24 protein-coding genes are annotated in these 23580 nt (G+C 44.2%); 9 read left to right on the top strand and 15 right to left on the bottom strand.

What is annotated here, in order from left to right; translation table 11 throughout:
* Positions 1-28 precede the first annotated feature (28 nt).
* From AZI86_RS05095 to AZI86_RS05080, 4 genes are read left to right on the top strand one after another with little or no spacing between them, the layout of a single operon-like run.
* Positions 29-1882 (top strand): methyl-accepting chemotaxis protein, encoded by a 1854-nt coding sequence (locus AZI86_RS05095; RefSeq protein WP_061833991.1) that lies wholly within the window; start codon positions 29-31, stop codon positions 1880-1882.
* 33 nt (positions 1883-1915) lie between these two features.
* Entirely contained in the window at positions 1916-2638 is a 723-nt protein-coding gene (locus AZI86_RS05090) for a TorF family putative porin (RefSeq protein ID WP_061833990.1), read from the top strand.
* Between the two features lie 37 nt (positions 2639-2675).
* On the top strand, positions 2676-3572 hold the full coding sequence (locus AZI86_RS05085) for an aminoglycoside phosphotransferase family protein (RefSeq protein WP_061833989.1): 897 nt from the start codon (positions 2676-2678) through the stop codon (positions 3570-3572).
* 37 nt (positions 3573-3609) lie between these two features.
* Positions 3610-5139 carry a cell wall hydrolase gene (locus AZI86_RS05080; RefSeq protein ID WP_061833988.1) on the top strand — a complete coding sequence of 510 codons (1530 nt, stop codon included), beginning with the start codon at positions 3610-3612 and terminating at the stop codon, positions 5137-5139.
* Here the strand turns inward: AZI86_RS05080 and AZI86_RS05075 are convergent.
* Positions 5136-6053, bottom strand: coding sequence for a LysR family transcriptional regulator (locus AZI86_RS05075; RefSeq protein ID WP_061833987.1), 918 nt, complete (start codon positions 6051-6053; stop codon positions 5136-5138). The two genes, AZI86_RS05080 and AZI86_RS05075, sit on opposite strands and share 4 nt — an antisense overlap.
* A 174-nt stretch (positions 6054-6227) precedes the next feature.
* On the opposite strand from AZI86_RS05075, the gene AZI86_RS05070 reads away from it, so the two are divergent.
* From AZI86_RS05070 to AZI86_RS05060, 3 genes are all read left to right on the top strand, one after another.
* Positions 6228-6911 carry a hydrolase gene (locus AZI86_RS05070; protein ID WP_081111860.1) on the top strand — a complete coding sequence of 228 codons (684 nt, stop codon included), beginning with the start codon at positions 6228-6230 and terminating at the stop codon, positions 6909-6911.
* A gap of 66 nt (positions 6912-6977) precedes the next feature.
* A complete protein-coding gene (locus AZI86_RS05065; protein ID WP_061833986.1) occupies positions 6978-8756 on the top strand; it encodes an amidohydrolase in 1779 nt (592 codons plus the stop codon).
* The gene (locus AZI86_RS05060) at positions 8753-9118 is read left to right on the top strand and encodes a c-type cytochrome (protein ID WP_061833985.1); all 366 of its coding nucleotides are present in this window, start codon (positions 8753-8755) and stop codon (positions 9116-9118) included. Before AZI86_RS05065 ends, AZI86_RS05060 begins: the two co-directional genes overlap by 4 nt.
* 2 nt (positions 9119-9120) lie before the next feature.
* On the opposite strand, the gene AZI86_RS05055 is transcribed toward AZI86_RS05060, so the two are convergent.
* Positions 9121-9675, bottom strand: coding sequence for a glutathione peroxidase (locus AZI86_RS05055; RefSeq protein WP_061833984.1), 555 nt, complete (start codon positions 9673-9675; stop codon positions 9121-9123).
* Positions 9676-9841: 166 nt separating this feature from the next.
* Here AZI86_RS05055 and AZI86_RS05050 point away from each other — a divergent pair, with 166 nt between their 5' ends.
* Positions 9842-10036, top strand: coding sequence for a hypothetical protein (locus tag AZI86_RS05050; RefSeq protein ID WP_061833983.1), 195 nt, complete (start codon positions 9842-9844; stop codon positions 10034-10036).
* Between the two features lie 8 nt (positions 10037-10044).
* On the opposite strand, the gene AZI86_RS05045 is transcribed toward AZI86_RS05050, so the two are convergent.
* The 8 genes from AZI86_RS05045 to AZI86_RS05010 all read right to left on the bottom strand — a co-directional run bounded on the left by AZI86_RS05045 (position 10045) and on the right by AZI86_RS05010 (position 16400).
* Complete coding sequence (locus AZI86_RS05045; protein ID WP_061833982.1) at positions 10045-10905, bottom strand: MlaD family protein; 861 nt, start codon at positions 10903-10905, stop codon at positions 10045-10047.
* Positions 10895-11410 (bottom strand): paraquat-inducible protein A, encoded by a 516-nt coding sequence (locus tag AZI86_RS05040; protein ID WP_061833981.1) that lies wholly within the window; start codon positions 11408-11410, stop codon positions 10895-10897. Before AZI86_RS05040 ends, AZI86_RS05045 begins: the two co-directional genes overlap by 11 nt.
* Positions 11411-11464: 54 nt before the next feature.
* Positions 11465-13636 (bottom strand): 5-histidylcysteine sulfoxide synthase, encoded by a 2172-nt coding sequence (ovoA, locus tag AZI86_RS05035; RefSeq protein WP_061833980.1) that lies wholly within the window; start codon positions 13634-13636, stop codon positions 11465-11467.
* A gap of 185 nt (positions 13637-13821) precedes the next feature.
* Positions 13822-14481, bottom strand: a complete 660-nt coding sequence (locus AZI86_RS05030) for a L,D-transpeptidase (RefSeq protein ID WP_061833979.1) — start codon at positions 14479-14481, stop codon at positions 13822-13824.
* 114 nt (positions 14482-14595) lie between these two features.
* Positions 14596-15102: a DUF1993 domain-containing protein gene (locus AZI86_RS05025; RefSeq protein ID WP_061833978.1), complete on the bottom strand. Its 507-nt coding sequence runs from the start codon at positions 15100-15102 to the stop codon at positions 14596-14598.
* Positions 15103-15225: 123 nt separating this feature from the next.
* Entirely contained in the window at positions 15226-15486 is a 261-nt protein-coding gene (locus AZI86_RS05020; protein ID WP_061833977.1) for a hypothetical protein, read from the bottom strand.
* A 39-nt stretch (positions 15487-15525) separates the two neighbouring features.
* A complete protein-coding gene (locus AZI86_RS05015) occupies positions 15526-16128 on the bottom strand; it encodes an outer membrane beta-barrel protein (protein WP_061833976.1) in 603 nt (200 codons plus the stop codon).
* 92 nt (positions 16129-16220) lie between these two features.
* Positions 16221-16400: a DUF1328 family protein gene (locus AZI86_RS05010; RefSeq protein ID WP_061833975.1), complete on the bottom strand. Its 180-nt coding sequence runs from the start codon at positions 16398-16400 to the stop codon at positions 16221-16223.
* Positions 16401-16678: 278 nt separating this feature from the next.
* On the opposite strand from AZI86_RS05010, the gene AZI86_RS18985 reads away from it, so the two are divergent.
* Entirely contained in the window at positions 16679-16981 is a 303-nt protein-coding gene (locus AZI86_RS18985) for a CsbD family protein (RefSeq protein WP_081111787.1), read from the top strand.
* Between the two features lie 103 nt (positions 16982-17084).
* Here AZI86_RS18985 and AZI86_RS05000 read toward each other — a convergent pair whose 3' ends face one another.
* From AZI86_RS05000 to AZI86_RS04980, 5 genes are read right to left on the bottom strand one after another with little or no spacing between them, the layout of a single operon-like run.
* The gene (locus AZI86_RS05000) at positions 17085-18047 is read right to left on the bottom strand and encodes an ROK family protein (RefSeq protein ID WP_061833974.1); all 963 of its coding nucleotides are present in this window, start codon (positions 18045-18047) and stop codon (positions 17085-17087) included.
* 2 nt (positions 18048-18049) lie between these two features.
* On the bottom strand, positions 18050-19498 hold the full coding sequence (locus AZI86_RS04995) for an alpha-amylase (RefSeq protein ID WP_061833973.1): 1449 nt from the start codon (positions 19496-19498) through the stop codon (positions 18050-18052).
* A 9-nt stretch (positions 19499-19507) separates the two neighbouring features.
* Positions 19508-20551, bottom strand: a complete 1044-nt coding sequence (locus tag AZI86_RS04990) for an ABC transporter ATP-binding protein (protein ID WP_061833972.1) — start codon at positions 20549-20551, stop codon at positions 19508-19510.
* 2 nt (positions 20552-20553) lie between these two features.
* Positions 20554-21372, bottom strand: a complete 819-nt coding sequence (locus AZI86_RS04985; protein WP_061833971.1) for a sugar ABC transporter permease — start codon at positions 21370-21372, stop codon at positions 20554-20556.
* Positions 21372-23579: an extracellular solute-binding protein gene (locus AZI86_RS04980; protein ID WP_253715748.1), complete on the bottom strand. Its 2208-nt coding sequence runs from the start codon at positions 23577-23579 to the stop codon at positions 21372-21374. Before AZI86_RS04980 ends, AZI86_RS04985 begins: the two co-directional genes overlap by 1 nt.
* Position 23580 lies beyond the last annotated feature (1 nt).

Here is a 23580-nt window from a genome sequence, read left to right as displayed (position 1 = left end):
CAAATAAGAAAGTTAAGGACCATAATAAATGAAAAAGTTCTCGTTGCAGATTCGCATGTTGGCTCCCATATTGGCGATCACGGTTGTCGTGATGGCAGTGATGACCATTGTCACGGCCCGAAGTGATTGGGCCGATGCAAAAGAGATCGCAAACGAAAGAACCGTGTCCATGGCTAAACTTGCAGGACAAGAAATTCGCGGTCAGCTTGATCAGGCTTTAGACGTGGCCCGAGTTCTTGGTCAGTTTCTTAAAAATCATAAATCCAGAAATCACACCTCGCGTGAAGACGAGAATGAAGTTCTGCTGCAGCTTTTAAAAGACAACAATAATTTGATCGGCGTGTGGACAGGCTGGGAGCCGAATGCCTGGGATGGTAAAGACGAACAATATAAAAATTCTCCCGATAGCGATAAGACCGGACGATTTGTTCCCTATGCAAGTTGGGACAAGGGGAAAGCCATCCTTGGGCCATTGATCGGTTATGCCAATCCGGGTGAAGGAGATTATTACCTAGTTCCTTTGAATCGTAAAAAAGAAGCTTTGATTGAGCCCTACATTTATCCGGTAGCAGGAGTGAACACCTTGATGAGCTCCGCAGCGGTGCCTATCATTATTAATGATAAGGCGGTTGGTGTTGCGGGTGTCGACTTTGCACTAAAGGCGGTTCAAGAGCAAGTGGCGAAGATCAAACCGTATGAAACATCGGAAGCATATCTTATTACCCACGCCGGAAATTTTGTTTCTCATCCCGACGACGCTTTAATTACGAAGCCCGCGGTCTTTCCTTTTGAAAACGAGAAGTTTAAAGACGCGATTGCCAAAGGAACAGAGCTCGTTATCACCGGTGTTGATCCCGCGGACGGTAAAGAATATCTTTATGCGATCTTACCATTTTCAGCAGGACACACGGAAGAAGAGTGGTCTCTTGTTGTGAGAACTCCAACAGACACTGTTTTGGCGGAGGCGAAGGCGGCGGTTTGGACTCAAGTCATTATTTCTTTGATTGGCGTGGTGATCATGATTTTAGTCGTCACGATTGTGGCACGCTTGATCTCAAATGGAATCACCTCTTTGGCAAACCGCCTTGGAACTTCAACGGACCTGGTTACGGAATCTATTCAGCAGTTATCAGTGGCAGGGCAAAATCTTTCCCAAGCATCAAGTCAATCCGCGGCTTCTTTAGAAGAGACCGTGGCATCGCTAGAAGAAATGACCTCGATGGTAAAGATGAATACAGAAAATGCTCGTCAAGCGGCATTGCTATCTTCAAACTCTTCTGAACAAGCCTCTCAAGGCGAAGCCGAAATGCATCACTTGCTAGAATCGATGAGAGGTATTTCGCAGTCTTCAAAACAAATTGAAGAAATCATCAACGTGATTGACGATATCGCTTTCCAAACCAATCTATTGGCCCTTAATGCCGCGGTGGAGGCGGCCCGGGCGGGAGAGCAAGGTAAAGGTTTTGCGGTCGTGGCGGAAGCGGTTCGTTCATTAGCGCAAAGATCAGCCTCCGCGGCTAAAGATATTGCCGTTCTTATTCGCGAGTCGGTCGAAAAAATTGAGCAAGGGACAGCTAAAGCCAATGACTCCGGAGAAGTTCTAAAAAAGATCGTGGAGTCTGTTCGTAAGGTGTCAGACTTAAATAAAGAAATCTCAGCGGCGAGTGAAGAGCAATCTGTTGGGATCCAACAAATCAGCCAGGCGATGAATCAGTTAGATCAATCCGTGCAATCTAACGCCGCCTCTTCAGAAGAAATTTCTGGAACGGTGGATGAGATCAACTCACAAGCTAAGGTGATGAAAGAGGTCGTGACGGATCTCAATGTTGTTGTTCACGGGGAAAAAGAAAATAATAATAATGATATTCAAACGGTTTCTTAGTTTTTAGAAGCCGGCAAACAAAGGAAAATTAAAGTGAAAAAGTTTTTAGTAGCAACGTTGTTGATGGTTTCAACTAATGTTTATGCACAAACAAGCGCGACGGTCACTGCGGCGTCTAACTATATCTGGCGGGGATTGTCGTTCTCGTCATTGGGTTTAGAAGCAGCAAAAGGGGCGCCGGTAATTCAAGGTTCTTTTGACTATGCTCACAGCTCTGGCTTGGGTTTAAGCATGTTTGTTGGTGGTTCTGACACGACAAACTTTGATCTTTCAACACCGACATCTGTGGTGGTTGAACGTGATAATGAATTTGATCCGACCGTTTCTTACACTTACGCGATCACTGAAGATTTCAAAGTTATTGCAGCAGTAACGGGTTACCTTTATGTAAAAAACTCAAGCAACAACAGCACGGACTATCAATTGTCTTTTGCTTGGAAGCAATTCCGTCTTGATGGTTCTTACATGGACAACTATTTTGGGACAAAATCTTCGGACACTTATGTTCGTTTGAGCATGCGTCAACCGGTTGATGAAAAATTGGGTTTTGTTCTTGCTGTTGGTAGCACGACATTCGGTGATGATGCCAAAGTTGGTTTCAAGAACTATGTAGACTATAAAGCGGGTCTTTCTTACACAATGGGCACTACGGTGGCGGAAGCGGCTTACACTGCGACAGACCGCGATGAAGATTTATTGGGTAATAAATTGAACGACAAAGCGGCTACTATCAGCATTGCAACTACGTTCCAATAGTTGATTCATGGCTAATAGCTAGTAAAAGGGACTTCATATGAAGTCCCTTTTTTATTTTCCGACGGAATTCAAAGACCGCATTTTTGAAGTACATAAAGAAAATGGTCTGAAGTGGCTCGATCAACTGCCCGGCTTGATGAGTGAATTTGAAAGACGTTGGGATTTTCGTTTTATTTCGCCGGTAAAAAATCTAAGCTATGGCTTTGTTGCCGAAGTCGAATACCAAAACCGCACCGCCATTTTAAAAATGAACCCTGATGCGGGAATAATCACCAAAGAAACCCATTGGCTGAATGGTTTTTCTAAAGTGACCCCCAAAATATTTGCCGACGCCTCGGCAGAGGGTGTTTTTTTGATGGAAAAGATAGAACCCGGTTTTACATTAAAGACGCTGGTTCAAAATAATGAAGATGAAAAAGCCACACGGATTGTGTGCGATATGGTTAAAGCCCTACAATCTACCCCCTATAAATCAGACGAGTTTCCGCATTTGTCGGAGATGAAGCATATATCTTTACTTCACGGCCATTATGATAAGGACTTAGTTGAAAAAGCAGAATCTCTGTATACCGATCTTACCCATAAGTCTTCGAGCGACGTGGTTTTGCATGGAGATCTTCATCACGATAATATTCTGTCTTGTGGTAACTCTTGGAAAGTGATTGATCCGCATGGATATATCGGTGATCCGGTTTTTGAGATCTCGCCATTTATGTACAACCCTTTGGACGTACTTCCTTCGGCGGAAAACTTAGAATCTATCTTACGACGTCGCACCGAAATTTTGGCCGAAGAGATGTCCTTTGATCCCTATCGTATGAGGGCCGGGGCTTTTTGTATGATGATGCTTTCGATGGCATGGACCTATGAAGGAACAGGCAAAGTTCCCTTATTTGAGGCGAGAGCTGCGCGCATCCTTTCTGCTTTGGTCTAGTTTCTAGGGCAAAAAGGACAAAGCTAGACTTGTTGTCGTGACTTCGGCTTCCGAAAAGAAGTACGTGAAAAGCTTCGGATATTTCCTAATTTTACTTCTTAGTTTTGGGTTGATTTCTGGTGGGCAGGTTTTTGCTGCCAAGACCAAGTCACAGCTTGTTTTTATTGAGCCAAAGCTTGAGCGCACGGTTCCTGTTTATGCGGTCGATAAAAATGGCAACGCGGGTGAAGAGATCACCTCACTTTATCCTGGGGACTTTGCCACATTAAAAGAAATGCGAACCATGAAGGACGGAAAAAAGTGGTTCATCATCAAAGGAAAAGACCAAAAGGGCAAAGATATTGAATTTGCCTTAGATCCACAATCCTTAGATCACGATCCCGGAAACCCAGAGAATTCAAAAATTTTCGTCGCTGCCCAGAACGCTCGAAAAATTAAGAAAACGGGGGAGGGGGATAGCATTGCCACCGCGACCCCGGGTGATGATGATCATATCACTTGTTTGATCAATGAGAGCTGCAAGCCCATTAATCCCGGCGAAGATATTGAAGTCGATGAAGCTGTCTTAGCTTTGACTTCTGAAGGTGAAAGCAAACTTAAATGGCGCAACTATTATAAAAACAAAGAAGGCCGTTGGATTAATGCCGAAGAAACAAGTCGCGTGAGTGATTTTTACAGCAGTATGGATGAGGGTGATCCTAACTGTGAGGCCAATAAGCCGAAGGACCAAGAGCAAGAATTGCTTGACGTCGCCGCGGCCAGTGCGGATGTGGGTTCAGAGCAACAGCTTGAGCTGATCATGAAAAACGTGGGCGATTGTCACAAAAATATGGATGGTAAATATCATGATCGCATCGTCGAAAGTGTGGCGACAAAAAAATTAGCGGTGATGTATAAAGAGCGAAAAATGGAAGATGGTTCAATCCAAATCGTTCATGCCACTCGTGCTGATTGGGTGGCCATTGATGTTTTGGCGAGAACTCTTTACGGCGAAATGGCTTCTTGTTTTAAAAAAGGCAAACAATACCCAGAAACCGTCGCCAAAGTGATCTTAAATCGGGTGGATTTTAAAAACCAAACGAATTTGGGTTCTCGCTTTATTGCCTCTGACGGGGACGAATCAAACCTTGATTATCGCAATGACATCACGAATGCCGCGTTTAAGTCTTATCAGTTTTCCGTATGGAACCGTGAAGATCCGGCGCGCCGAATGGCGATGTGCCCACCCAGCAGCGCTGATAAACCTTTCTGGAAGGGAAGCTTGCCAGGAGCTGAAGAGCAGCAGATCTGGAAAGACGCCGTTCGTATTGCAAGCAAAGCGGTCTTGCAAGGGGAAACCTTCCGTAAAAAAACGAAGGACTTAACCGCGCTTTATTACACCTCCAATATGCAGCTTTCAAAGAAAGATTATAAAGAAGTTCCGAACGGCTCTATTGGTGGAAAAAAACTTCCAATGTCTCGTTGTATCCAGTTATGGAAAGAAAAGAAGTTAGCCGCAAGTCACCCTGATTACGGGATCTTCCATCCCTTCTTTGAACAAGCTCTATTGCCGATCGCCGGAAACTAAGATTTCTTTCTGGTTTTCTTTTTAGTTGTCTTTAAGTTTTCAGGCATCGCAGGCGCGCACGCTAAAAAGTTGCTCCAGATCGCACGCGCCACCGGCCCGAGAGGTTTTAATTTACTGCGCATGACATGCAATTTTAGAACAAACGAAGGCACGGCTTCGTGGTCGATTTCAATAAGACTTCCTTTGCGCAGTTCCGCGGCGATTTCGTGAGTAGCTAAACGTCCCCAACCAAAACCACCTAAGATAAATTCTTTCTTCATCGTGTGGTCTGCGACAAAACACTTTGGACCTTCTAACAGCATCTTAGAGTCTGACTTGGTGCCGTCTTTATTAGGAACCACTATCTGGCGATGGGTTTTCAGCCATTGAGGATCAATCTTTTCTGACTTATAAAGCTTACGAGAAATCACGGGCACCATTTTGATTTTTTCAAAAGGAATGCTTTCGATATTATCATCGTCGCGAACTTTTGGGGATACGGCAAAGTCAGCAGTTCCATCTAACAAGGCTTGCATTCCCATGCCCATGGTTTCTGATCGGAAAGTAAATTCGGTGAAACCGGGAATTGAATCAGGCAGATTAAAGACTTGTTGAACAATATCGGGGCTTACCAGTGGATCCAATACGATTTCAAGTTTTGGTTCCACGGCTTGCGTACCAAGTTCTTTGCCGATGACCTCAAGTTCACGGAAAGTTTTTAAGCAGTTTTGCGACCAGCGATAGAAGGTCTTCCCTTGTTCCGTCAAAGTAGGACGATATTCATCACGATTAAATAAGGTCACGCCAAATTCTTCTTCAAGCTTCTTAATCGCGACGCTTAAAGAGGGCTGGGTCTTGTAAAGATGCTCCGAAGCGGCCTTAAAACTGCCTTTTTGCACGATCATTTCAAGGGTCAAGAGCTGGTCGATTGTCATAGGAGGGGGCCCTTCTAATTATAAATTTAAACTATCAAGAATATATAAACATATTAATTTTTTTTCAAGAAAAACCAGTCGATATTCATTTTGTACCCGACAACGGGAAACAATAACCACCAGCAAAGCTGGAAAAAAAACATCCGGGGAGGATTTATGAAATTCACAGGCCTTATGACAACATTGATGACAGTTTTGGTTTCAACTAGCGTTTATGCCGCAAAACCAGCACCGCAACTTTTAACACCTTCTAACCACACCCTTGTACTTATCGACCACCAACCACAGATGGCTTTTGCTACTAAGTCTATTGATGTGGCAACTCTTCGCAATAACACCGTCGCTCTAGCAAAGTCAGCTAAAGTCTTTAAAGTACCAACAATCCTTACAACTGTGGCGGCAAAATCTTTCTCTGGCCCAATCTTTCCTGAAATCCAAGCGGTATTCCCTGATCAAAAACCGATTGATCGTACAACTATGAATACCTGGGAAGACGATAACGTCGTAAAGGTCGTAAAATCATACGGTAAAAAGAAAATTGTTTTTGCCGGTCTTTGGACAGAGGTTTGTATCGTAGGACCTGCTTTATCAGCCATTGCCGACGGATATGAAGTTTATGTGGTGTCTGATGCCTCTGGTGGTGTAACAACGGAAGCTCATGACATGTCGATGCAACGTATGATTCAAGCCGGCGTTCGTCCGATCACTTGGTTGCAATATCTTTTAGAACTACAACGTGACTGGGCTCGTGGTGCTACTTACAATGCGGTGATTGGAATCGCTAAAGAACACGGTGGAGCTTACGGTTTAGGCGCTATCTATGCCACTGAAATGTTTAACGCTAAAGAAGGCAAATAAATAGAAATCAAAAAAAGGGGCCGCTTCGGTGGTCCTTTTTATTTTTAAAATCTGACGGAAGACACCATGAAAACAATCATCGCCCTTTCAGCTCTGCTTATGACCGCATGTACGCCGCTAATGAAATCAAATTCAGAAAAAGCGGATCTTATCGTTAAAAATGCCAAGGTTTTCACTCACACTTCAGGCATGAAAAATTCTTTTGCCGTGAAAGACGGAAAGTTCGTTGCCGTGGGCGACGAAAATGAAACCACAAAATGGCAAGGCGAAAAAACCCGTATCATCGATGCCCAAGGAAAAACAATCATTCCAGGTCTTATCGATACGCATGCGCACCCAATTCGCGCCGGTTTAAATTATACACTGGAGCTCCGTTGGGACGGTGTAAAGTCCTTAAAGCAAGGCTTACAGATGATCCGTGAACAAGCCCAAAGAACACCTGCAGATCAGTGGGTTCGCGTCGTGGGTGGATGGTCGCCTTATCAATTTGCTGAAAAAAGATTCCCGACACTTAAAGAACTTAATGATGCCTCTCCCGATCGTCCTTTATTTGTCATGTATCTTTATTCACGTGGGTTTTTAAATCAGGCTGCCGTTAAAAAGTTAGGCTATAACAAAGACACTAAATTCCCGGGTGGGGAAGTGCAGTTAGACAAAAACGGCAAACCAACTGGAATGCTATTAGCAAAACCAAATGCCTTTATTTTATATAAAACTTTAGTGACCGCTCCTAAGCTTGCAAGCTTGGAAGAAGAAAAAAACTCAACACGCCTTTATTTTCAAGAGCTCAGCCGCTTTGGTTTAACCACGGTGATCGATGCCGGCGGTGGTGGGTTTTATTTCCCAGAAGATCACCGTGTGGCAAAGGATCTTAATGACCAGGACCAATTGGCAGTGAATTTGCCTTTCTTTTTGTTTGCTCCCACGCCAGGTAAAGAGCTTGAGGACTTTAAACGCTGGACAAAGATGATTTCGCCCCATACGCAGCATGAACTTTCTCACATCGTGCCGTATCATCTTGTGGGCGGAGGAGAAAATCTGACCACGGCGGCTGCGGACTTTGAAAACTTCTTAGAGCCTCGTCCGGATTTGCCCGCGAATATGGAAGCCGAGTTGAAGCCGATTTTAGCTTTGCTATTTAAAAGCAATTGGATCTTCCGTATTCATGCCACCTATGATGAATCTATCGAACGTGTTTTAAGTGTGGTGGAAGAACTTAAAAAAGAGGGCGGTCCTTTCCCTGAGCGTTTCATCATTGATCATGCGGAAACCATCGGCGAAAAAAATCTGCAAAGAATTAAAAAGTTAGGCGGCGGCATATCTATTCAAGATCGCATGGCCTTTCAAGGCGAAGATTTTGTTGGGCGCTATGGCGCTAAAAAAGCCCAAAATGCGCCGCCCATCGGTCGGATCTTAGAACTGGGCATTCCTTTGGGATCAGGTACGGATGCGACACGTGTTTCTAGTTACAATCCTTGGATTGCGCTTTACTGGATGACTTCAGGTAAAACTGTGGGTGGCTTAAAACACCTAAGTTCTGAAAATATCTTATCGCGCGAAAAAGCATTGTATGCTTTGACTCAAGGGGCGGCGTGGTTTTCAAAAGAAGAGCAAGTAAAAGGGGATATTCAGCCAGGTAAGGTCGCAGACTTTGCGATCTTAAATGTCGACTATTTCACGGTGCCTGAAGAAAAAATCAAAAATATTTATTCCGTCTTAACAGTGCGTGCGGGAAAAGTCCGTCATGGTGATGCGGAATTTAAAAGTTTGGCTCCGCAAGAACAGTTCATAAAAGCGCTTCCAAGTTGGTCGCCAGTGAATTATTTTGGTGGTTATCAATTATGATCGTGCCGTATTTCTTAGTTCTATTTTTAGCAGTATCGTTTGCGGGTCCAGAAAAGCCCGCAAACGCTTTAATAGAAACACTTTTAGGTCAGCAAGAAGAAAATATATTTAAACAAGGTCAGGCTCACTATCAGAAATATTGTATTGCCTGTCATGCCGCTAGCAATATCATGGTCGCCTCTCCCAAGTTTGGCGATAAAGCCGATTGGTCGGCAAGATTAGCGTCCATGAAAACGCTCAAAGCTTTAGCGCAAAGTGCGAATATAGGAAAAGGCGCGATGCCCGCGAAAGGTCTGTGCACAGAATGTAAAGAGAAGGATCTTCAGGCCGCGATCCTTTATATGATGCGCGGCCAAGAGTAAGCTTAATTGCTGGCGAGTTCTTTTTTAATAGCATCGACCAAAATTGGATCTTGAGGCGCGATTTCCGGAGAAAAGCGTCCCACAAGTTCACCTTTGCGATTAATAAGAAATTTTTCAAAATTCCATTTAATGTCTTCAGGTTTCCCTGTTAACAATCCACCGGCTTTAAGTTTTTCCATGAGGCTTCCACCCGGTTTCATGGTGGTTTCAGGACGCGTGGTTGTTAAGAAATTAAAAAGAGGATGTTGACCTTCGCCCTTAACCACGACTTTTTCAAACATGGGGAAATCAATGCCGAATTTCATTTTACAGAACTCTTGAATTTCAGAATTAGAACCGGGTTCTTGCGCTAAAAATTCATTCGCCGGGAATCCTAGAACTTGTAGGCCTTGGCTTTTATATTCTTTGTAAAGCTCTTCTAAACCTTCATATTGAGGAGTCAGTCCGCATTTAGAAGCTGTATTTACCAACAACATCACTTGGCCTTTGTAATCAGCCAGAGTTGTTTTCTTTCCACCCATTTGTGTGACAGCAAAGTCATACACGTTTTTTGCCATTTTAATCTCCTCCGTTAACGGAAGGCTTACGATATCAGTTCCGTCCACAGATTCTACAAGATTGATAGACACGGGTCATAATGCCCCGACGGAAGTCTTCAATTGAAATGGATTGGATTTTAGAACGAGGCATTAATCTTGCTTCGTATCTTAAGAGGAGGACTTTATGTCAATCATCGATACTACCACTGGCCACAGTCCCAAAGCTGAAAAGAAAGTAGCACGTATTTTGTATGTGTGTATTGGAGTTGCCGTTGTAGCGGTTTTAGCATTGGTGCTGATCGTCGGGGGCGGAAGTAATTCCCTGAATCCATATAAGACCGACAACCCGGCCCAAGAAGCACCGGTAGAATCTCCGTAAGCTAAGCTTTATTTTTCTGGAAACTCGAGCTTGGGGTTCCATTTTTCCCAGCCCTTAGGGGGAGCGTCGCTAAGAGCAAAGCGCGTTCCCGCTTTGGCGATTTCCCCCGCCGTATCGGGTGTGAAGAGGTCAATCCCTCCACGTAGAAGTGTATCTAAAGAACTGATTTTAACTTCGGACTTAAATAATCCAAGATCTGCTTTCACCGCCATTTTTCGCCAGAACACGGTGTTGGTGCGAATAACTTTAATATATTTATTTTCGATATTGATTCGAACCAGGATGGTTTGCGAGGTCTTAGATAAAGTCACGCGACTTACGCTGCCGATCTTTAACCCTCTAAATGTCACTGAATCCCCCACGGTGATGGATTCGACATTCGTGGCTTCAAGGTTATAGGCGACGGTGTCTTCAAGCGGATCATCGGATTCAAGATCGACTTTGCCATCAAATTCGTATTCCTGGGCAGAATCTTCTTTGCCGGGTTGGGCGGCGATATAATTTCCCTCAATTAAAGTTTCTAAACCTGTTACGCCCTGAAAGCTGACCTTCGGGGAAACAATCCAGAACTTCGATCCTTTGACGGCAAAATGTTCTGCTGATTTTTCAAGCATGGCATGAGCCACAACCCTTTTTCCATCCGGAGAGATTTCAACTTTTTTTACCAAACCAATGCTGACCCCGCGATAACGAATGCGGGTTTTTTCTGGCTGTAGGTTGGCGCCATCTTCAAAAAAGATTTTAATCTTAGGCCCTTGTTCGGCCATGTGTTGGTATAAAAGCCAGCCACATATGATGATCGCGAATAAAGGAAAAAGCCAAACATACCAGCTGGATTTAACGTTAGAAATTTCACGTTCAATTTTCATTTTTATCTTCCTTCACGATAAGGTCAGGATCGAAATAGGCAGACGCCAGCATTGTAAAGATAACGACAAGTAAAAACATCAAAGAGCCAAACTCGGGCTCTACGTGAGCCCAGGGTGCTAACTTTACGATGGAAACCAAAACGGCCAGTAAAAAGATATCAAGCATCGACCAGCGGCCGATGGCTTCAACGACTTGGTAGAGTTTTAATTTAAATCCGTGGTGTCGACCGCTTTTCGCGGTGAAAGCGAGATAAAACAAAGCTAACAGCTTTAACAGAGGAATGATCAAGCTTGCTAAAAATACGACAAGCGCAACAGCCCAAGATCCGGACTCGGTCAAAGAAACAATTCCGCTCCAGATAGTTGAGCTATTGCGATTGCCGTAAAGCTCAATTGTCATGAAAGGATACAGATTCGCCGGGACATATAAGACCAAAGCCGTTAACGAAAACGCTAACGTGAATTCCATGGACTTAGGATTTTCGGATTTTGCTTCTTCCGTCATTCAGACAGAGTAGCGTGGCGGTGTTATAAATCAAGTTACGCGGAGGTAAGAAATTTAAGACCTTCTTTGCCACACCATTAAATGCGAAACGATATACTGATATTTCCTTTCGTGCTCTCGAATTACCAAAGGCATGTTTTCTTCCGCTATGAAATCAAACTGCGTGCTTAACAGATTGCGAATATCTTGATCGCTGGTCAGCTTCTGACCTTGAACTTCTTTACCCCCAAGCCAGGCGGCAAACTGGGTGTATTGTTCTAACCAAGAATACGGGGAAACTAAAACCAACAGACCCCCGGGTGCTAAAACAGAATCTTGAACTAAACGAAGAAGCGCGGCTTTCGGGTCGGGCAATCGGCAAAGCAAATTGGCCATTAAAATCGCATCAAAGTTTTTTAGGTCAGGATCCAAGTTTCCCGCATCACCTTCCCGGAACTCAATTCTTTCGCACTTAGATGAAGCTGGCCTTAAGGCCTCCATCGAAGTGTAAAGATCCCCTTGGTCTTTACGGCGATACGGCATACGACCTTGCTTTTGCATGGTCTGGGCATTGCGAATAAAAGAGGCGCTTAGATCAATACCCACGACTTTTTCAAAATCCGTACTGAGGGCGAAGCTGGATCCGCCGACAGCGCAGCCAATATCCAAGGCTGATTTCATCGGGACATTTCTTTTTTTAGCAAACTCGATCACTTTTTCCGCACAACGCTCTGGGAAGCGTAAAGCGTGTTTAAGCTCGGGAGCGATTTTGATATTTTCATCAGCGGCGGAAAAGTGCAGCATCAAGTATTGCGATAACAGCTCTTCACTTTCATAGTGGGACTGCGCTTTGCGACTTAAGCGCACGGCAGAATCTTTAGCATCAGGTTTGGTGGATCGAGCCACCCGAAAGCCTGCATGTTGAAAAAAGTGCGGTCTGAAATGAAAACGCGCATAAGGCTCGGCTTCATCCCCAGTGCTAATAAAAGAACCACCCATGATCATTTGATGGCGTCCATCAAAACACGGAGAGCTGAAGTCTTCATAATACGGATGCACTTTAAAACCTTCTAAAGGATTAAATTCGTCTTCGCACCACTGCCAAGCATTGCCAAAAAGGTCATAAATACCATTGGCCGAAAAATGAAATGCGGAAATTTCGGTGCCGAAACGTAAATTCAAATTCCAATCTGCAGACGTTGAAGTGCCGGTCACGGCTCGCAAGCGATGATGTTCAGCTTCGCTAATCAGGCGAAAGGGCAGGGAGCTCTTTGTTTTTTCTGTTAGCCACTGGCAATATGCTTTGGCTTCATGGAAATTTACAATCGCCGGCCAATCGGATTGAAAATCGATAACTTCGAAAGTGGTGCGCAATTTATATTGATGCAATCCTCCGGGACCTTCAGGAACCCAGAAGGTGGGATGCTTAGTGTTGCGGAATCCACGCCACTGCCAACCTTCTTTGCTCCAAAAGCGCTCTTCGCGATAACCACCTTCATTTACGAACTGCAAAAATTCTTGATTGGTTATAAGCGCGTTACTGACTTCAAACTCATCAACACTTAAATGGCGCTGACCGTATTCGTTGTCCCAGCCAAAACTTGGAAACGAAAAAGGTTTTCCGACTTTCACCGTGGCGCCAGAAACCTTTACAAGCCTTGCCGAAGAACTGGCATTCGAAGCAGAGGAGGATTTTAAAGTTTCCGGCCAACCTGCGGGCTTATGAAGATGTTTTAAGGGAAGTTCGCGCATCAATACCGAGGAGGTTTCTAAATGAATGCGTTCATGCTCAAAGCCCATAACCAGCGCCCAGGCGGGAGTGTCCGGTAAAAAGCTTGAAGTTTTGGGATCTAGTCTTGAATCATTTAAAATAAGATCTTTAACGATGCCATAAACTTTTTGGCGATAAGCCCGAACCTCCGCCACAGGCGGCCAGCTCATTTCGTTTTTGGACATGTCATCCCAGGACATCTCATCAACGCCGACTTCAAGGATATTTTCTAAATAAGCATCCACGGGTTCTTTTAGAAATCCTGCCACTCGCAGTTTATTCACGTAAAGCACTGCCGGGTGACCGTAATAAAATATTAAAGGATGGCGCAAACCATGGATAGGCGCGCGCGTGTAAGCTTCTGAATCATTTAAGGCGGAAAAAAGTATTTCCGTCAGGTTCCAACCATTATCAAAATATTTAAGAACATCTTCACGGGTAATATTTTTAAACTGAAGTTGAGGAAGTGCATGCATAGAGGCGCATATTAGCGCAGTTTTCGCAGTTATTCTAGTTTAGAAAACCCCTTCATCCATGAAGGGGCTCCCTTAACATCTAACCTCACCGAAATCTTTTTAGAGAAAACTGCGAAGGTGTATAAAGTATATCGCAATAGACTCGGGTTTTGAGGACAATTGTCGTGTATAGTTACATCCCCCTGTCACTCAACCGTGATCCAAACATTTCTGATTCCGTATTGGCGGGTCAAACGATTAAAGACAAATCCGTTGTCCGGGTGCATGCGTATGCAACCATGAGAGGCGCGTTTCCCCAGTTTAGACCAATTCCCTTGGGGGGTCCCATGAACTGCAAATCCCCCGCTGATAAAGACGGCATAGGGCATGTTGCCTAGGCCCATGTAATCTCCACCGGGATATTTAGTCGAAGTATAGCGATCGTAAATACGTCCGTCGGGATGTTTGTCAAATGCCGGTGTTCCGTACCCTGGAAGACCGGTCGAAACAAGGCCTGTGCGTTGAATGTTTCCGTAAACATACAAGGTGAAGCTTTGCGTGCCGCGATTGATACGAAGCCAAACAGGACAGCTGGCGCGATAACATCCGGCCATGCCGAAAAGTTCTTCAACTCCACCGTAATCAGGTAAGTGTGAGGACAAACCGGTTTCTTCTTCATAAATTCGGTCTAATTCTTTTAGTTTTTCTTCGATATTTGGATCAAATGGATTTAGTTCTTCAATGATGTTCGGAATGTTTTCATCATCGATATAAAAAAGTTCGCCCTCTTGGGCTTTGGCTGAAAAAGAGGCCCCAATAAAAAAGAGGCCTATCGCGATCGCTTTGCATTGTCTCAAAGATCTCATTTTACACCTCGTGTGTTTAAGTGTTCCTGATCTTTGATGATACGCTTGTAAAACCTGAGTAAATTAATAATGCCGATCCTCATTGGACGAAGATCGGCTTTGGCGCACGAAGATTTACTTTTTGAAAGGTAAAGTACCTAAGAAGTCACCTTTGCCCAGGTCAACACCGTTATGGCGAAGGATCGCGTAAGCCGTGGTGATGTGAAAATAGAAATTGGGGATCAAGTGATGAATCATGTAATCGTCACCCATTAAGTATTTACCTTCCCAGCGGGGCTGAGTGATTTTGCGAGAAGCAAAACCTTCATAGTCTTTTGCGGAAAGAGTTTTCAGATAGTTCACAGTGCTTTCGATGCGTTGACGAATTTCAGGCAAGGTTTTTTCAGTGTCCGCGTGTGAAGGAGCTTCTTTGCCCGTTAATCGGAAAGCACCTAATTTTGCGGTGTCGCAAGCGATCTGAATTTGACGAGCTAAAGGGAATTGATCCGGTGCTAAACGTGATTGCATAAGAACTTCAAAATCAAATTTTTTGTGATCGGCATAGGCCGCAGCTTTATCCAGGAAGCCTAAAAGATTTGTTAGGATATTAATGCATTGAACGTTGGTCATTTCATAAGTCATTTAAAATACCTCCAGCGGTGAGAGGTATTTAAGCACCGGAGCTGTTAGAACACAAAAGAAAAAGGGAGGAGACCCAATCCGTGGCCTCCTCCCTTTTATGGAGATGTGTAGAGTAGAGCTAAATTAGTCTACTTTGTTTTTTACTTCTTTAGCTTTGTCTTTAGTGTAATCAACACCTTCTTCTACGCGGTTAGCTGCTTTGTCTTTAAGACATTTTGCATCACCTTCTGCGCAGAAAGCTTCTTTAGTGCGGTTGACACCTTTTTTAACGGCGCGTTTAGCGTCGTGTGCCGTTGCGCCGGCTTTTTCACCCATAGTTTCTTCTGCGTGAGCCGCTGCGCCAAGGAAACCGAAAAGTGCTAGTGCGATAACGATTTTTTTCATCTTAGTACCCCTTTTTTGGTTGGTTCGTTATATTTTTAATTAAAATTCAAATGGGAAGCCCACACTTAAGATGTAGGATTTGTTGGTCAGATCATAATCAAGATCTGGTCCCGCAAATGGACCCACGCTTTCAAGTGTCGTCTTATTATATTTCATGTCTTGGTATTCAAGATTTACGCTGACAAACGCAAAGTGAACACCGGCCCCTACGCGATAACCAGTTCCTTCTGTGAACTTCGCATCAACACTGTTGTCTTCATCTGGATTTAATTCACCACCCAGAATATAAGTACCGAATACGCGAATTCCTAAGAACGGTGTTTGGGCTCCGACCATCAAACCATAATTGTATTGGTTTGAAGCGGTGTCGATATTGTTGGAAGAGTCTTTGAATTGCGGTTTTGAATAGCGCACGTCTGCCGCTAACAACAAGATGTCGCCAGCATGCATACCTAAACGCGCCCCAATACCTAAGCCCTCGACCGAGCCAGAAGAATTTTGCCACGGAGTTGGCCAATCAATTTCGGTTTTACTGGAGCCTTCGTAAGTCACTAAGGGTTCAACGAATAAGCCAGCGGCCTGAGAAGTTGTGGCCAATAAAGATACCAATAATAATGTGGGGAGAGTTTTTAAGATTTTCACAAGAAATCCTTTCTTATCAAAATAAAAAGCGAGAGCGGGCCATAAACAACATGAGAGCTAGGCCCGCTCTCTACCAGATAACTAATTACTAGTTAGGGAACTTTTCCGCCGCGGCCTGAAATAAGGCTGACAACGAAGCTGACCAACGCCAAGAACAAGAAGACAAACAATAACAGTCTTCCGATTTCCATTGAAACCCCGGCAAAACCAGTAGCACCAAAGATCATGGCAACAAGTCCGATAATAAAGAACGCAATAGCTGCACGTAACATAGTGAACCCCTTTCAATTCATCTGATCACACCAGCCACCAAAGCAACGACGGTGCCAGAGGGATTTATGGGACTAGATCAAATATAGAGCAGATTGGATCCCCATCGTTAAATGTCGCGGGGCAATTTGGAACAGGCTTGGGGCAATTGAGTCATGTTGCCTAACAGTAATTAAGCGGAGGGCGTTTTTACCGTACATATACTGTCGTTATGGGTTGGCACCATTGATGCTTAATAGAGGTTGGTACGTTATTGAATAACCTAATAGAGGAGGTTTTTATGAATAAAGATGTAGCACAAGGTAAATGGGATCAACTTAAAGGTGAGATTCAAAAAACCTGGGGTAAAATTACTGGTGATGAAATCGAAAAAGCAAAAGGCGACATGAAGTCTATTTCAGGTCTTGTGCAAGAACGTTATGGTATTGCAAAAGACGATGCGGATCGCAAACTAAGTGATATGTCATCTAGATTTGCTTATGAAGCATCTGAAAAGACAGAAACTCTTAAAGAAAAAGCTGCCAACCTAGTTGAGAAAGCTAAAGACAAATTAGAACAGTCTAATGAAAAGGCTCGTCACTAATTAGTTTTTTAATAAAGTTTTAAGAGAAAAGTCTCTTTGCTTGTTGAGAGGTTTGCTGAAAGTATCGAAAGATCTTTAGCAAACCTCTTTTTTTTTGGCGAGATTACTTTTTTAAAGCCAAGTAAGGCAAATAACCAGCGCCGACGACTCCGGCATGGTTTTTAGTCTTTGCGATTTCGATTTTGCATTCAAAAGAGGGGTTCATCTGACGAATCAAATTTTTATAGTGCGCTTTGAGATCTTTCAAATACAAATGGCGAATTTTGATCAAGCCACCACTTAAAAAGATCTGCTCTAAATTATATCCGATAGATAAATCATAACAAAGACATGCCAGGGCCCAGCTCATCTCTTTAAATAAAATCTGATATTTTGGATCCGTGTCCTCAACCAATTCCTCAACGGACTTGCCTTGAAAGCCCATTTCTTTGGCGCGTCTTAAAAGTCCGGTTCCTGAAGCAATACCTTCAACCGTGCAGTGGTGAAGCTTGTCGGGATGTTCTTGAAGCTTTTTAAAATCCACCACGATGTGACCATGTTCAGATCCCATGCCGCGGCTTTGTGCGGGAAAGTCGTTAAAGATAACCCCGGATCCCACGCCGGTGCCGATGGTGACAACGGCAAAAGAGCTCATGCCTTTTCCGCCGCCAACCCAGCCTTCCGCCAAAGCCATGGCTGTGCCATCATGTTGAAAATAAACAGGCGCTTTAAAACCGCGTTTGTAAATTTCTTTCTTTACTAAATCTCGGATGGGTACGATTTTCCAACCCGGGTAATTCATGGGATGGACAAGTTTTCCTTCTTCGGCATTTAAAGGCCCGGCACTGGCTAAGCCCACACCTAAAAAGCATTTTGAGGATGTTTCTTTAGGAAAGCGATTTTTAAAATCTAAGCAGATATCTGCCATTAAATCGATGATGCGCTTTTGAGTTTCGCTAGCTGATTTCTCACGGCGCATTTCCACGGGAACTTTGATGAAGTCGAGCATCTTACCGTGGTTATCAAGCAAGGCCGCTGCTAATTTGGTTCCACCAAGATCTAATCCGATTGTGTATGTTTTCTTCATTTCTATTTTCTTTGTAGGGAATTTGAATTTTTTAATAAAACTAGCGGAGCCATCGCGGGGATGGTTGTTGTAAAGCGGCCGTTTTTATCGACTTTGATGGGATTTACGCAAGATTTGCTTTGCAAGTTAAAACCTTTGCTTAAGATATTGCAGTATTCCCCACCGGTGAGGGCCGTGTTGAACTCTTTAGTTAAATCATTGCTAGAATAGTTAATAACCACAAAGCCGGTTGTTCCGCGACCAAAAGCGATTTGGTCAGAACCATTGGTCCACCAGCTGTTGTAAGTAAATGACTTATCGGTGCGATTGCGGAATTCCACCATTGGGGCGATTTCTGGGGCGCGATGTTCACAAGTCCAAGGGCCCTGGCAGTTCATGTTAGCATCTAAAATTGGCAACGTTTTATAAGTCGAATCCACCGGCGGGCCTTGATCAAAGTTATCAAAACGATAGCCGGAATAAACTTGTGGATATCCAAATGGCCACGCCAGCATAAAGACTTGGGCCAAACGGTAAAGACGTTGTTCAGCGCCGTTAAAGCTAAGAATGTTGGCGTCCCCGTGGCGTTCTAAATCGTGATTTGTGACGGACACGATAGATTTATCTGAAGCCGGAAAATTATAAGCGATACTTTTTAAAGCATTGGGATGTTTGTTACGAAAGCCTTCTGCTAACACTTGCGTGTAATCGTAGGCAAAAACATCTCCGTATGGAGTGTACTCAGAATACTGAATCGGTCCACCCGGATCAAAGATGATTTCGTGGTAAATGTACGGAGATTTTTTTAGTTTGCGATAAATAGCGGCTAAGTCGTCAGCAGGGATGTGTTTCGCGGCATCAACACGAAAGCCTTTAACACCTAGATCAAGCAAGTGATCCATGTATTTAGCAATCTGCGTGCGCACATAATCCGACTCAGTTGCTAAATCAGCAAGATCCACCAGCTCACAGTTTTGAACTTCATAGCGATCACGGTAATTTACGATATCGTCATTCCCGTTGCGCCCACAGTGATGGAAATCATTGTAAGAATAAAGGCCTGGATAATCGTAATGAGTAAACTTAGTTCCCCCAAAGCCTTCGCCATCGCGCATGCCGGTCATATGATTGATCACCACGTCGGCATAGATATCAACGCCGGCTTTTTGACAGCGCTGAACCATGTCGGTGAATTCAGCTTCATTGCCCGCGCGGGAAATAATCTTGTAGCTGACAACTTGATAGCGATCCCACCAAGGAGTCGTTTTCCAGAATAGATGTTCATGAGGCGGAGAGATTTGCACGGCAGAAAAACCGGCAGGACCTAAATAGGCTTCGCATTCTTTGGCGATGTCTTGCCATGGCCATTCAAAAAGCTGAACAAAGACCGTGCGTGGGGGAGTGGCACCGGCCACCAAGCCCCATGTTAATGTCATCAACGCCAATAAACGAGATAGATTCTTGATCGACATGAAGGCCCCTTAGATTCGCTTATTTAGTCCGGAAGACTTATCAAAGAGATGAGACTTTGTCAGGTCGATCTTCAGTTTGACCTTTTCATCCTTGGAAAAATTATAAGTAGAATCCACCAAAATGCGCACACTTTGTCCCTCTAACGAGCCATGAAGCATCTGTTGGCCACCCAGGTTTTCAGAGAGCTCAATGTGATAGCTTCCCAGTTCAAATTCGTTTGGCTCCAATGGACCCTGAGAGATCTTAAAGGACTCCGGGCGAACCCCTAAAACATTTTCACCCTTTTGGGCCTCAGGCCACGGGAGGCGCTTTACTAAGTCGCCTTCAATGAAGTTCATTTCCGGTGAACCGATGAAGCTCGCGATAAATAAATTCTTAGGTTGGTGATAAATTTCTGACGGAGTACCGATTTGTTCAATGCGGCCTTCTTTTAAAACCGCGATACGATCACCCATAGTGGTGGCTTCCATCTGATCATGAGTCACATAGATCATCGTCGATTTTAGACGCTGATGCAGGCGCTTGATTTCAACACGCATTTGACCGCGTAAGTGAGCATCAAGATTTGAAAGAGGTTCGTCAAAAAGAATGATCTTAGTCTGTCTTGCTAGTGCACGCCCCAAAGCCACGCGTTGACGTTGTCCGCCGGAAAGCTCTTTAGGCTTGCGATCTAGAAGGTGGGAAATCTGTAAAAGATCAGCGATTTCATTCACACTCTTATCGATTTCAGATTTAGATTTTTTTTGCAGCTTTAAAGCAAAACCCATGTTTTCCGCGACGTTCATGTGAGGGTACAGAGCATAATTCTGAAACACCATCGCCATGTCACGATCTTGGGGTTCGAGGTGCGCAATTGATTTGCCTTCGACTTTGAGGTCGCCGCCGTCTAACGTTTCTAAGCCCGCCAGGGTTCGTAGGAGTGTTGATTTACCACAACCCGAAGGACCGACAAGAACTAAGAATTCGCCGCTGGCAATTTCTAAGTTAATGCCTTTTAGAATTTGTAGTTCTCCAAAAGATTTGGTGCAGTTTTCAATTTGAATCTTTGCCATGACTATCCCTTCACGCTTCCCATAGTCAAACCAGAGACTAGGTATCGAGAGATGCTAATAAATAAAACTAAAACCGGAACGCTGACGATCAATGCGCCGGCCGCATAAAGCCCCCATTGGGTTGCCAGACTTGCTTGGAAGGATCTTAATCCCAAAGGCAATGTGTAAAGCTGCGGATCTTGTAAAACGATCGCGGCAATAATGTATTCACTCCAGCTAGCCATAAAACTAAATAAAGCGGTGATCACTAAGGCTGGTGAAGAAATGGGCAGAATGATTTTATAAAACGTCTGCCAACGTGAACAGCCATCAAGCAGGCCTGCTTCTTCAAGCTCTTTAGGAACGGTGTCGTAATAAGCCTTCATTTGCCACACACAGAATGGCAATGCCGATGCCGAATAGATAATGAAAAGCCCCACGAAGCTGTCGATCAAATGCATTTTTGAAAGAATAATATAAAATGGCAGAATCAACATCGTCGCAGGAAACATCTGGGTCGCTAAAAGCGAAAACAGCATCAGATTACGGCCGCGGAAGCGGTATCGTGATAAGGCATAAGCACTGGTCGAGGCTAAAGTGACACCCAGTAAGGTCGTTGCCGCGGAAACAATCACTGAGTTTCTAAGCCATAATAAAAACTCTGTATTCACGAAAAGGTCGACAAAGTTTTTAACTGTTGATGTGGAGCTGATGATTTCTAAAGATTGCGATTGAAAGGCGTTATCCCCACGCAATGAAACCGAAAGCACATAAAGAATTGGGTAAATTGAAAAGACCGCAAACAGCAGGACGCTGACCCAAGCTAGAAATTTTTTAATCATTAGCGAGTCTCCTTTCTGTATTGAGCAACTAAAGAACTGATACTAAACGCGACCAGGATCAAAAAGATGATAACGGATACGGCCGCCGCATAACCATAGCGATATAAGTTAAAGGCCGCTTTATAAACATAGCTGACCAAGATATGCGTTTGATCACCCGGTTCGCCGGCGTTACTGACCAGCCATACGATATTTAAGTTATTAAATGTCCAGATACATCCCAGCAAAGCTGCCGGAATCATCACGGGCATCAATAATGGCAAAGTAATATGACGGAATCTTTGCCAAGCATTGGCTTTATCTAAGTAGGCGGCTTCATACAGTGAATGAGGAATCGCCTGCAATCCACCTAATGCCACGATCATCATAAAGGGGAACCCTAGCCATACGTTCGTGATAATACAGGCGGTAAATGCCGTGAAGGGTTGGCTTAACCACTGCACCGGTGAAAGATGCAAGAACTGCTGCAAGAATTGATTGATGGGCCCGTATTCTTGATTGAACATCCCCCGCCAAGTCAGGGCGGTGATGTATTGGGGAACAGCCCAAGGAATAATGAAAAGCGTGCGCCAGAATCCTTTTGCAGGCATCACTTGATTGATGATGACGGCCAAGAAAATCCCGATGGTCACATGGAAAAACACATTCACCACGGTCCAAATAATTGTTTTTACAAACAGGGACCAGAAGCGTGGGTCGGTAATTGCGGTGATGTAGTGCTGAAACCCAACGATCTGCCAGCTTTGGAAAGTCAGGAGGTTGAAGTTCGAAAACGAAATCGCAATATTATAAAAGAACGGATAAATGATGACGGCAAAAATACCAATGAACGCGGGCAACATCATAAAGTACACAAAACGCTGAGGTCCTTGCAGGCCTTTGATAAAATTAACCAGCGACGTGCGTGAGACCCATAAAACCCATAAAAATAAAATCAAGGCCAAGCCCTGAATAACAAAGGCAGAGGCATCGGGTTGAATGACTTCATTCATGTCACGGATTTGCGCTTCGGCCATGACCTGAGCTTCGCGTGTGCCTTCGGCTGGAGTCAGTGACCCTGCGAGAACTTTTTGATATTGCACGCGTAAACTGTCCCAAACGCCGCGAACTTCAGGGACCACGGGCATGGGTGTACCGACTTCCATAATATAGGAAGACACTTGTAACAAAGCATTGTTTTTAACGGCAGGATCATCTCTTAACGCTAAATTCGAAGGTAAAACACCCACACGCTCTGTGAAAAGTTTTTGAACTTGCGGAGAGGTTAAATATTTTAACAACTTGATCGTGGCGGCTAAGCGTTCGGGATCTTGGATATTCACGTTTAATGAATATCCGGCGGTTCCTACCAGAGGTTGAGGCCATTTTTGCGTGGATGAAACCAGGGGGATGCGGGCGATCCCGAAATCCATACCCGCACCTTTATAATCACCCCAAGACCAGTCGCCGTTGATCAGCATCGCGGCTTTATCTTGTTTAAATAAAGCATTCGCCGTTTCATAATCACATTCTTTAGGGATGATTTTATGCTTATCGCGCAGCTCTAGGATGAATTCGAAAGTTTTTTGCAAAGCCGGCGTATTCAGCTGAGGCTTGCCATCTTCGGTCATAAACGGCGCGCCGAAGGCGGGAATGAACGGGGCAAAGAAAAAGGGCTCTGTATAATTAAATACTAAACCGTACCGATCGATTTTGCCGTCACCATCCGTATCTTGAGTCATTTGCTTACCGATAGCGATCAGTTCGTCCGTGGTCTTGGGCGGATTTTTTAAAAGCTTTTTATTATACAAAAGCATTAAGTTATTTCCGACCGAGCCACCAATCATATAATGCACGTCTTGGTATTTCGGAGTCGCTAGGGGATCAAATTGGCCAAAAAATTCTTTTTCTAAAACTTCATCCCAAGGGCGGATGATCTTCATTGATGCAAAAGGACCAATCTGATCGCTAGGGCCATAAATCAGTTCCGGGCCACTGCCACCCATGGCCGCGGCCTGATAGCTAGAGCGAAGTTCTTCGGTTTCACGATAAGTTTCTTGAACGACAAGGTCAGGGTTTTCTTTTTCAAAATTACGAAGGGCCTCTGAAAGAACCACGCGATGGCCGTATATCATTTGATGCCAAAGCTGTAAACGCATAGGAGCCGCTTCAGATACGAAGCCGGTGCAAAGAATAATAAATAACAAAAGACTCTTCACAGTTTTCATC

Origin of the sequence: Bdellovibrio bacteriovorus, from assembly GCF_001592735.1 — a bacterium.
GTDB lineage: Bacteria > Bdellovibrionota > Bdellovibrionia > Bdellovibrionales > Bdellovibrionaceae > Bdellovibrio > Bdellovibrio bacteriovorus_D.
Note: the sequence above shows the minus strand (reverse complement) of the source record. Positions and strands in the feature narration are given on the sequence as shown.

Coding starts and splice junctions, on each gene's coding strand:
- ovoA (WP_061833980.1), bottom strand. CDS start 13,636: ATGCATGCACTTCCTCAACTTCAGTTTAAAAATATTACCCGTGAAGAT.
- AZI86_RS04990 (WP_061833972.1), bottom strand. CDS start 20,551: ATGGCAAAGATTCAAATTGAAAACTGCACCAAATCTTTTGGAGAACTA.
- AZI86_RS04980 (WP_253715748.1), bottom strand. CDS start 23,579: ATGAAAACTGTGAAGAGTCTTTTGTTATTTATTATTCTTTGCACCGGC.
- AZI86_RS05025 (WP_061833978.1), bottom strand. CDS start 15,102: ATGACTTATGAAATGACCAACGTTCAATGCATTAATATCCTAACAAAT.
- AZI86_RS04995 (WP_061833973.1), bottom strand. CDS start 19,498: ATGTCGATCAAGAATCTATCTCGTTTATTGGCGTTGATGACATTAACA.
- AZI86_RS05065 (WP_061833986.1), top strand. CDS start 6,978: ATGAAAACAATCATCGCCCTTTCAGCTCTGCTTATGACCGCATGTACG.
- AZI86_RS05045 (WP_061833982.1), bottom strand. CDS start 10,905: ATGAAAATTGAACGTGAAATTTCTAACGTTAAATCCAGCTGGTATGTT.
- AZI86_RS05070 (WP_081111860.1), top strand. CDS start 6,228: ATGACAACATTGATGACAGTTTTGGTTTCAACTAGCGTTTATGCCGCA.
- AZI86_RS04985 (WP_061833971.1), bottom strand. CDS start 21,372: ATGATTAAAAAATTTCTAGCTTGGGTCAGCGTCCTGCTGTTTGCGGTC.
- AZI86_RS05000 (WP_061833974.1), bottom strand. CDS start 18,047: ATGAAGAAAACATACACAATCGGATTAGATCTTGGTGGAACCAAATTA.
- AZI86_RS05010 (WP_061833975.1), bottom strand. CDS start 16,400: ATGTTACGTGCAGCTATTGCGTTCTTTATTATCGGACTTGTTGCCATG.
- AZI86_RS05085 (WP_061833989.1), top strand. CDS start 2,676: ATGAAGTCCCTTTTTTATTTTCCGACGGAATTCAAAGACCGCATTTTT.
- AZI86_RS05060 (WP_061833985.1), top strand. CDS start 8,753: ATGATCGTGCCGTATTTCTTAGTTCTATTTTTAGCAGTATCGTTTGCG.
- AZI86_RS18985 (WP_081111787.1), top strand. CDS start 16,679: ATGAATAAAGATGTAGCACAAGGTAAATGGGATCAACTTAAAGGTGAG.
- AZI86_RS05055 (WP_061833984.1), bottom strand. CDS start 9,675: ATGGCAAAAAACGTGTATGACTTTGCTGTCACACAAATGGGTGGAAAG.
- AZI86_RS05020 (WP_061833977.1), bottom strand. CDS start 15,486: ATGAAAAAAATCGTTATCGCACTAGCACTTTTCGGTTTCCTTGGCGCA.
- AZI86_RS05095 (WP_061833991.1), top strand. CDS start 29: ATGAAAAAGTTCTCGTTGCAGATTCGCATGTTGGCTCCCATATTGGCG.
- AZI86_RS05040 (WP_061833981.1), bottom strand. CDS start 11,410: ATGACGGAAGAAGCAAAATCCGAAAATCCTAAGTCCATGGAATTCACG.
- AZI86_RS05030 (WP_061833979.1), bottom strand. CDS start 14,481: ATGAGATCTTTGAGACAATGCAAAGCGATCGCGATAGGCCTCTTTTTT.
- AZI86_RS05050 (WP_061833983.1), top strand. CDS start 9,842: ATGTCAATCATCGATACTACCACTGGCCACAGTCCCAAAGCTGAAAAG.
- AZI86_RS05075 (WP_061833987.1), bottom strand. CDS start 6,053: ATGACAATCGACCAGCTCTTGACCCTTGAAATGATCGTGCAAAAAGGC.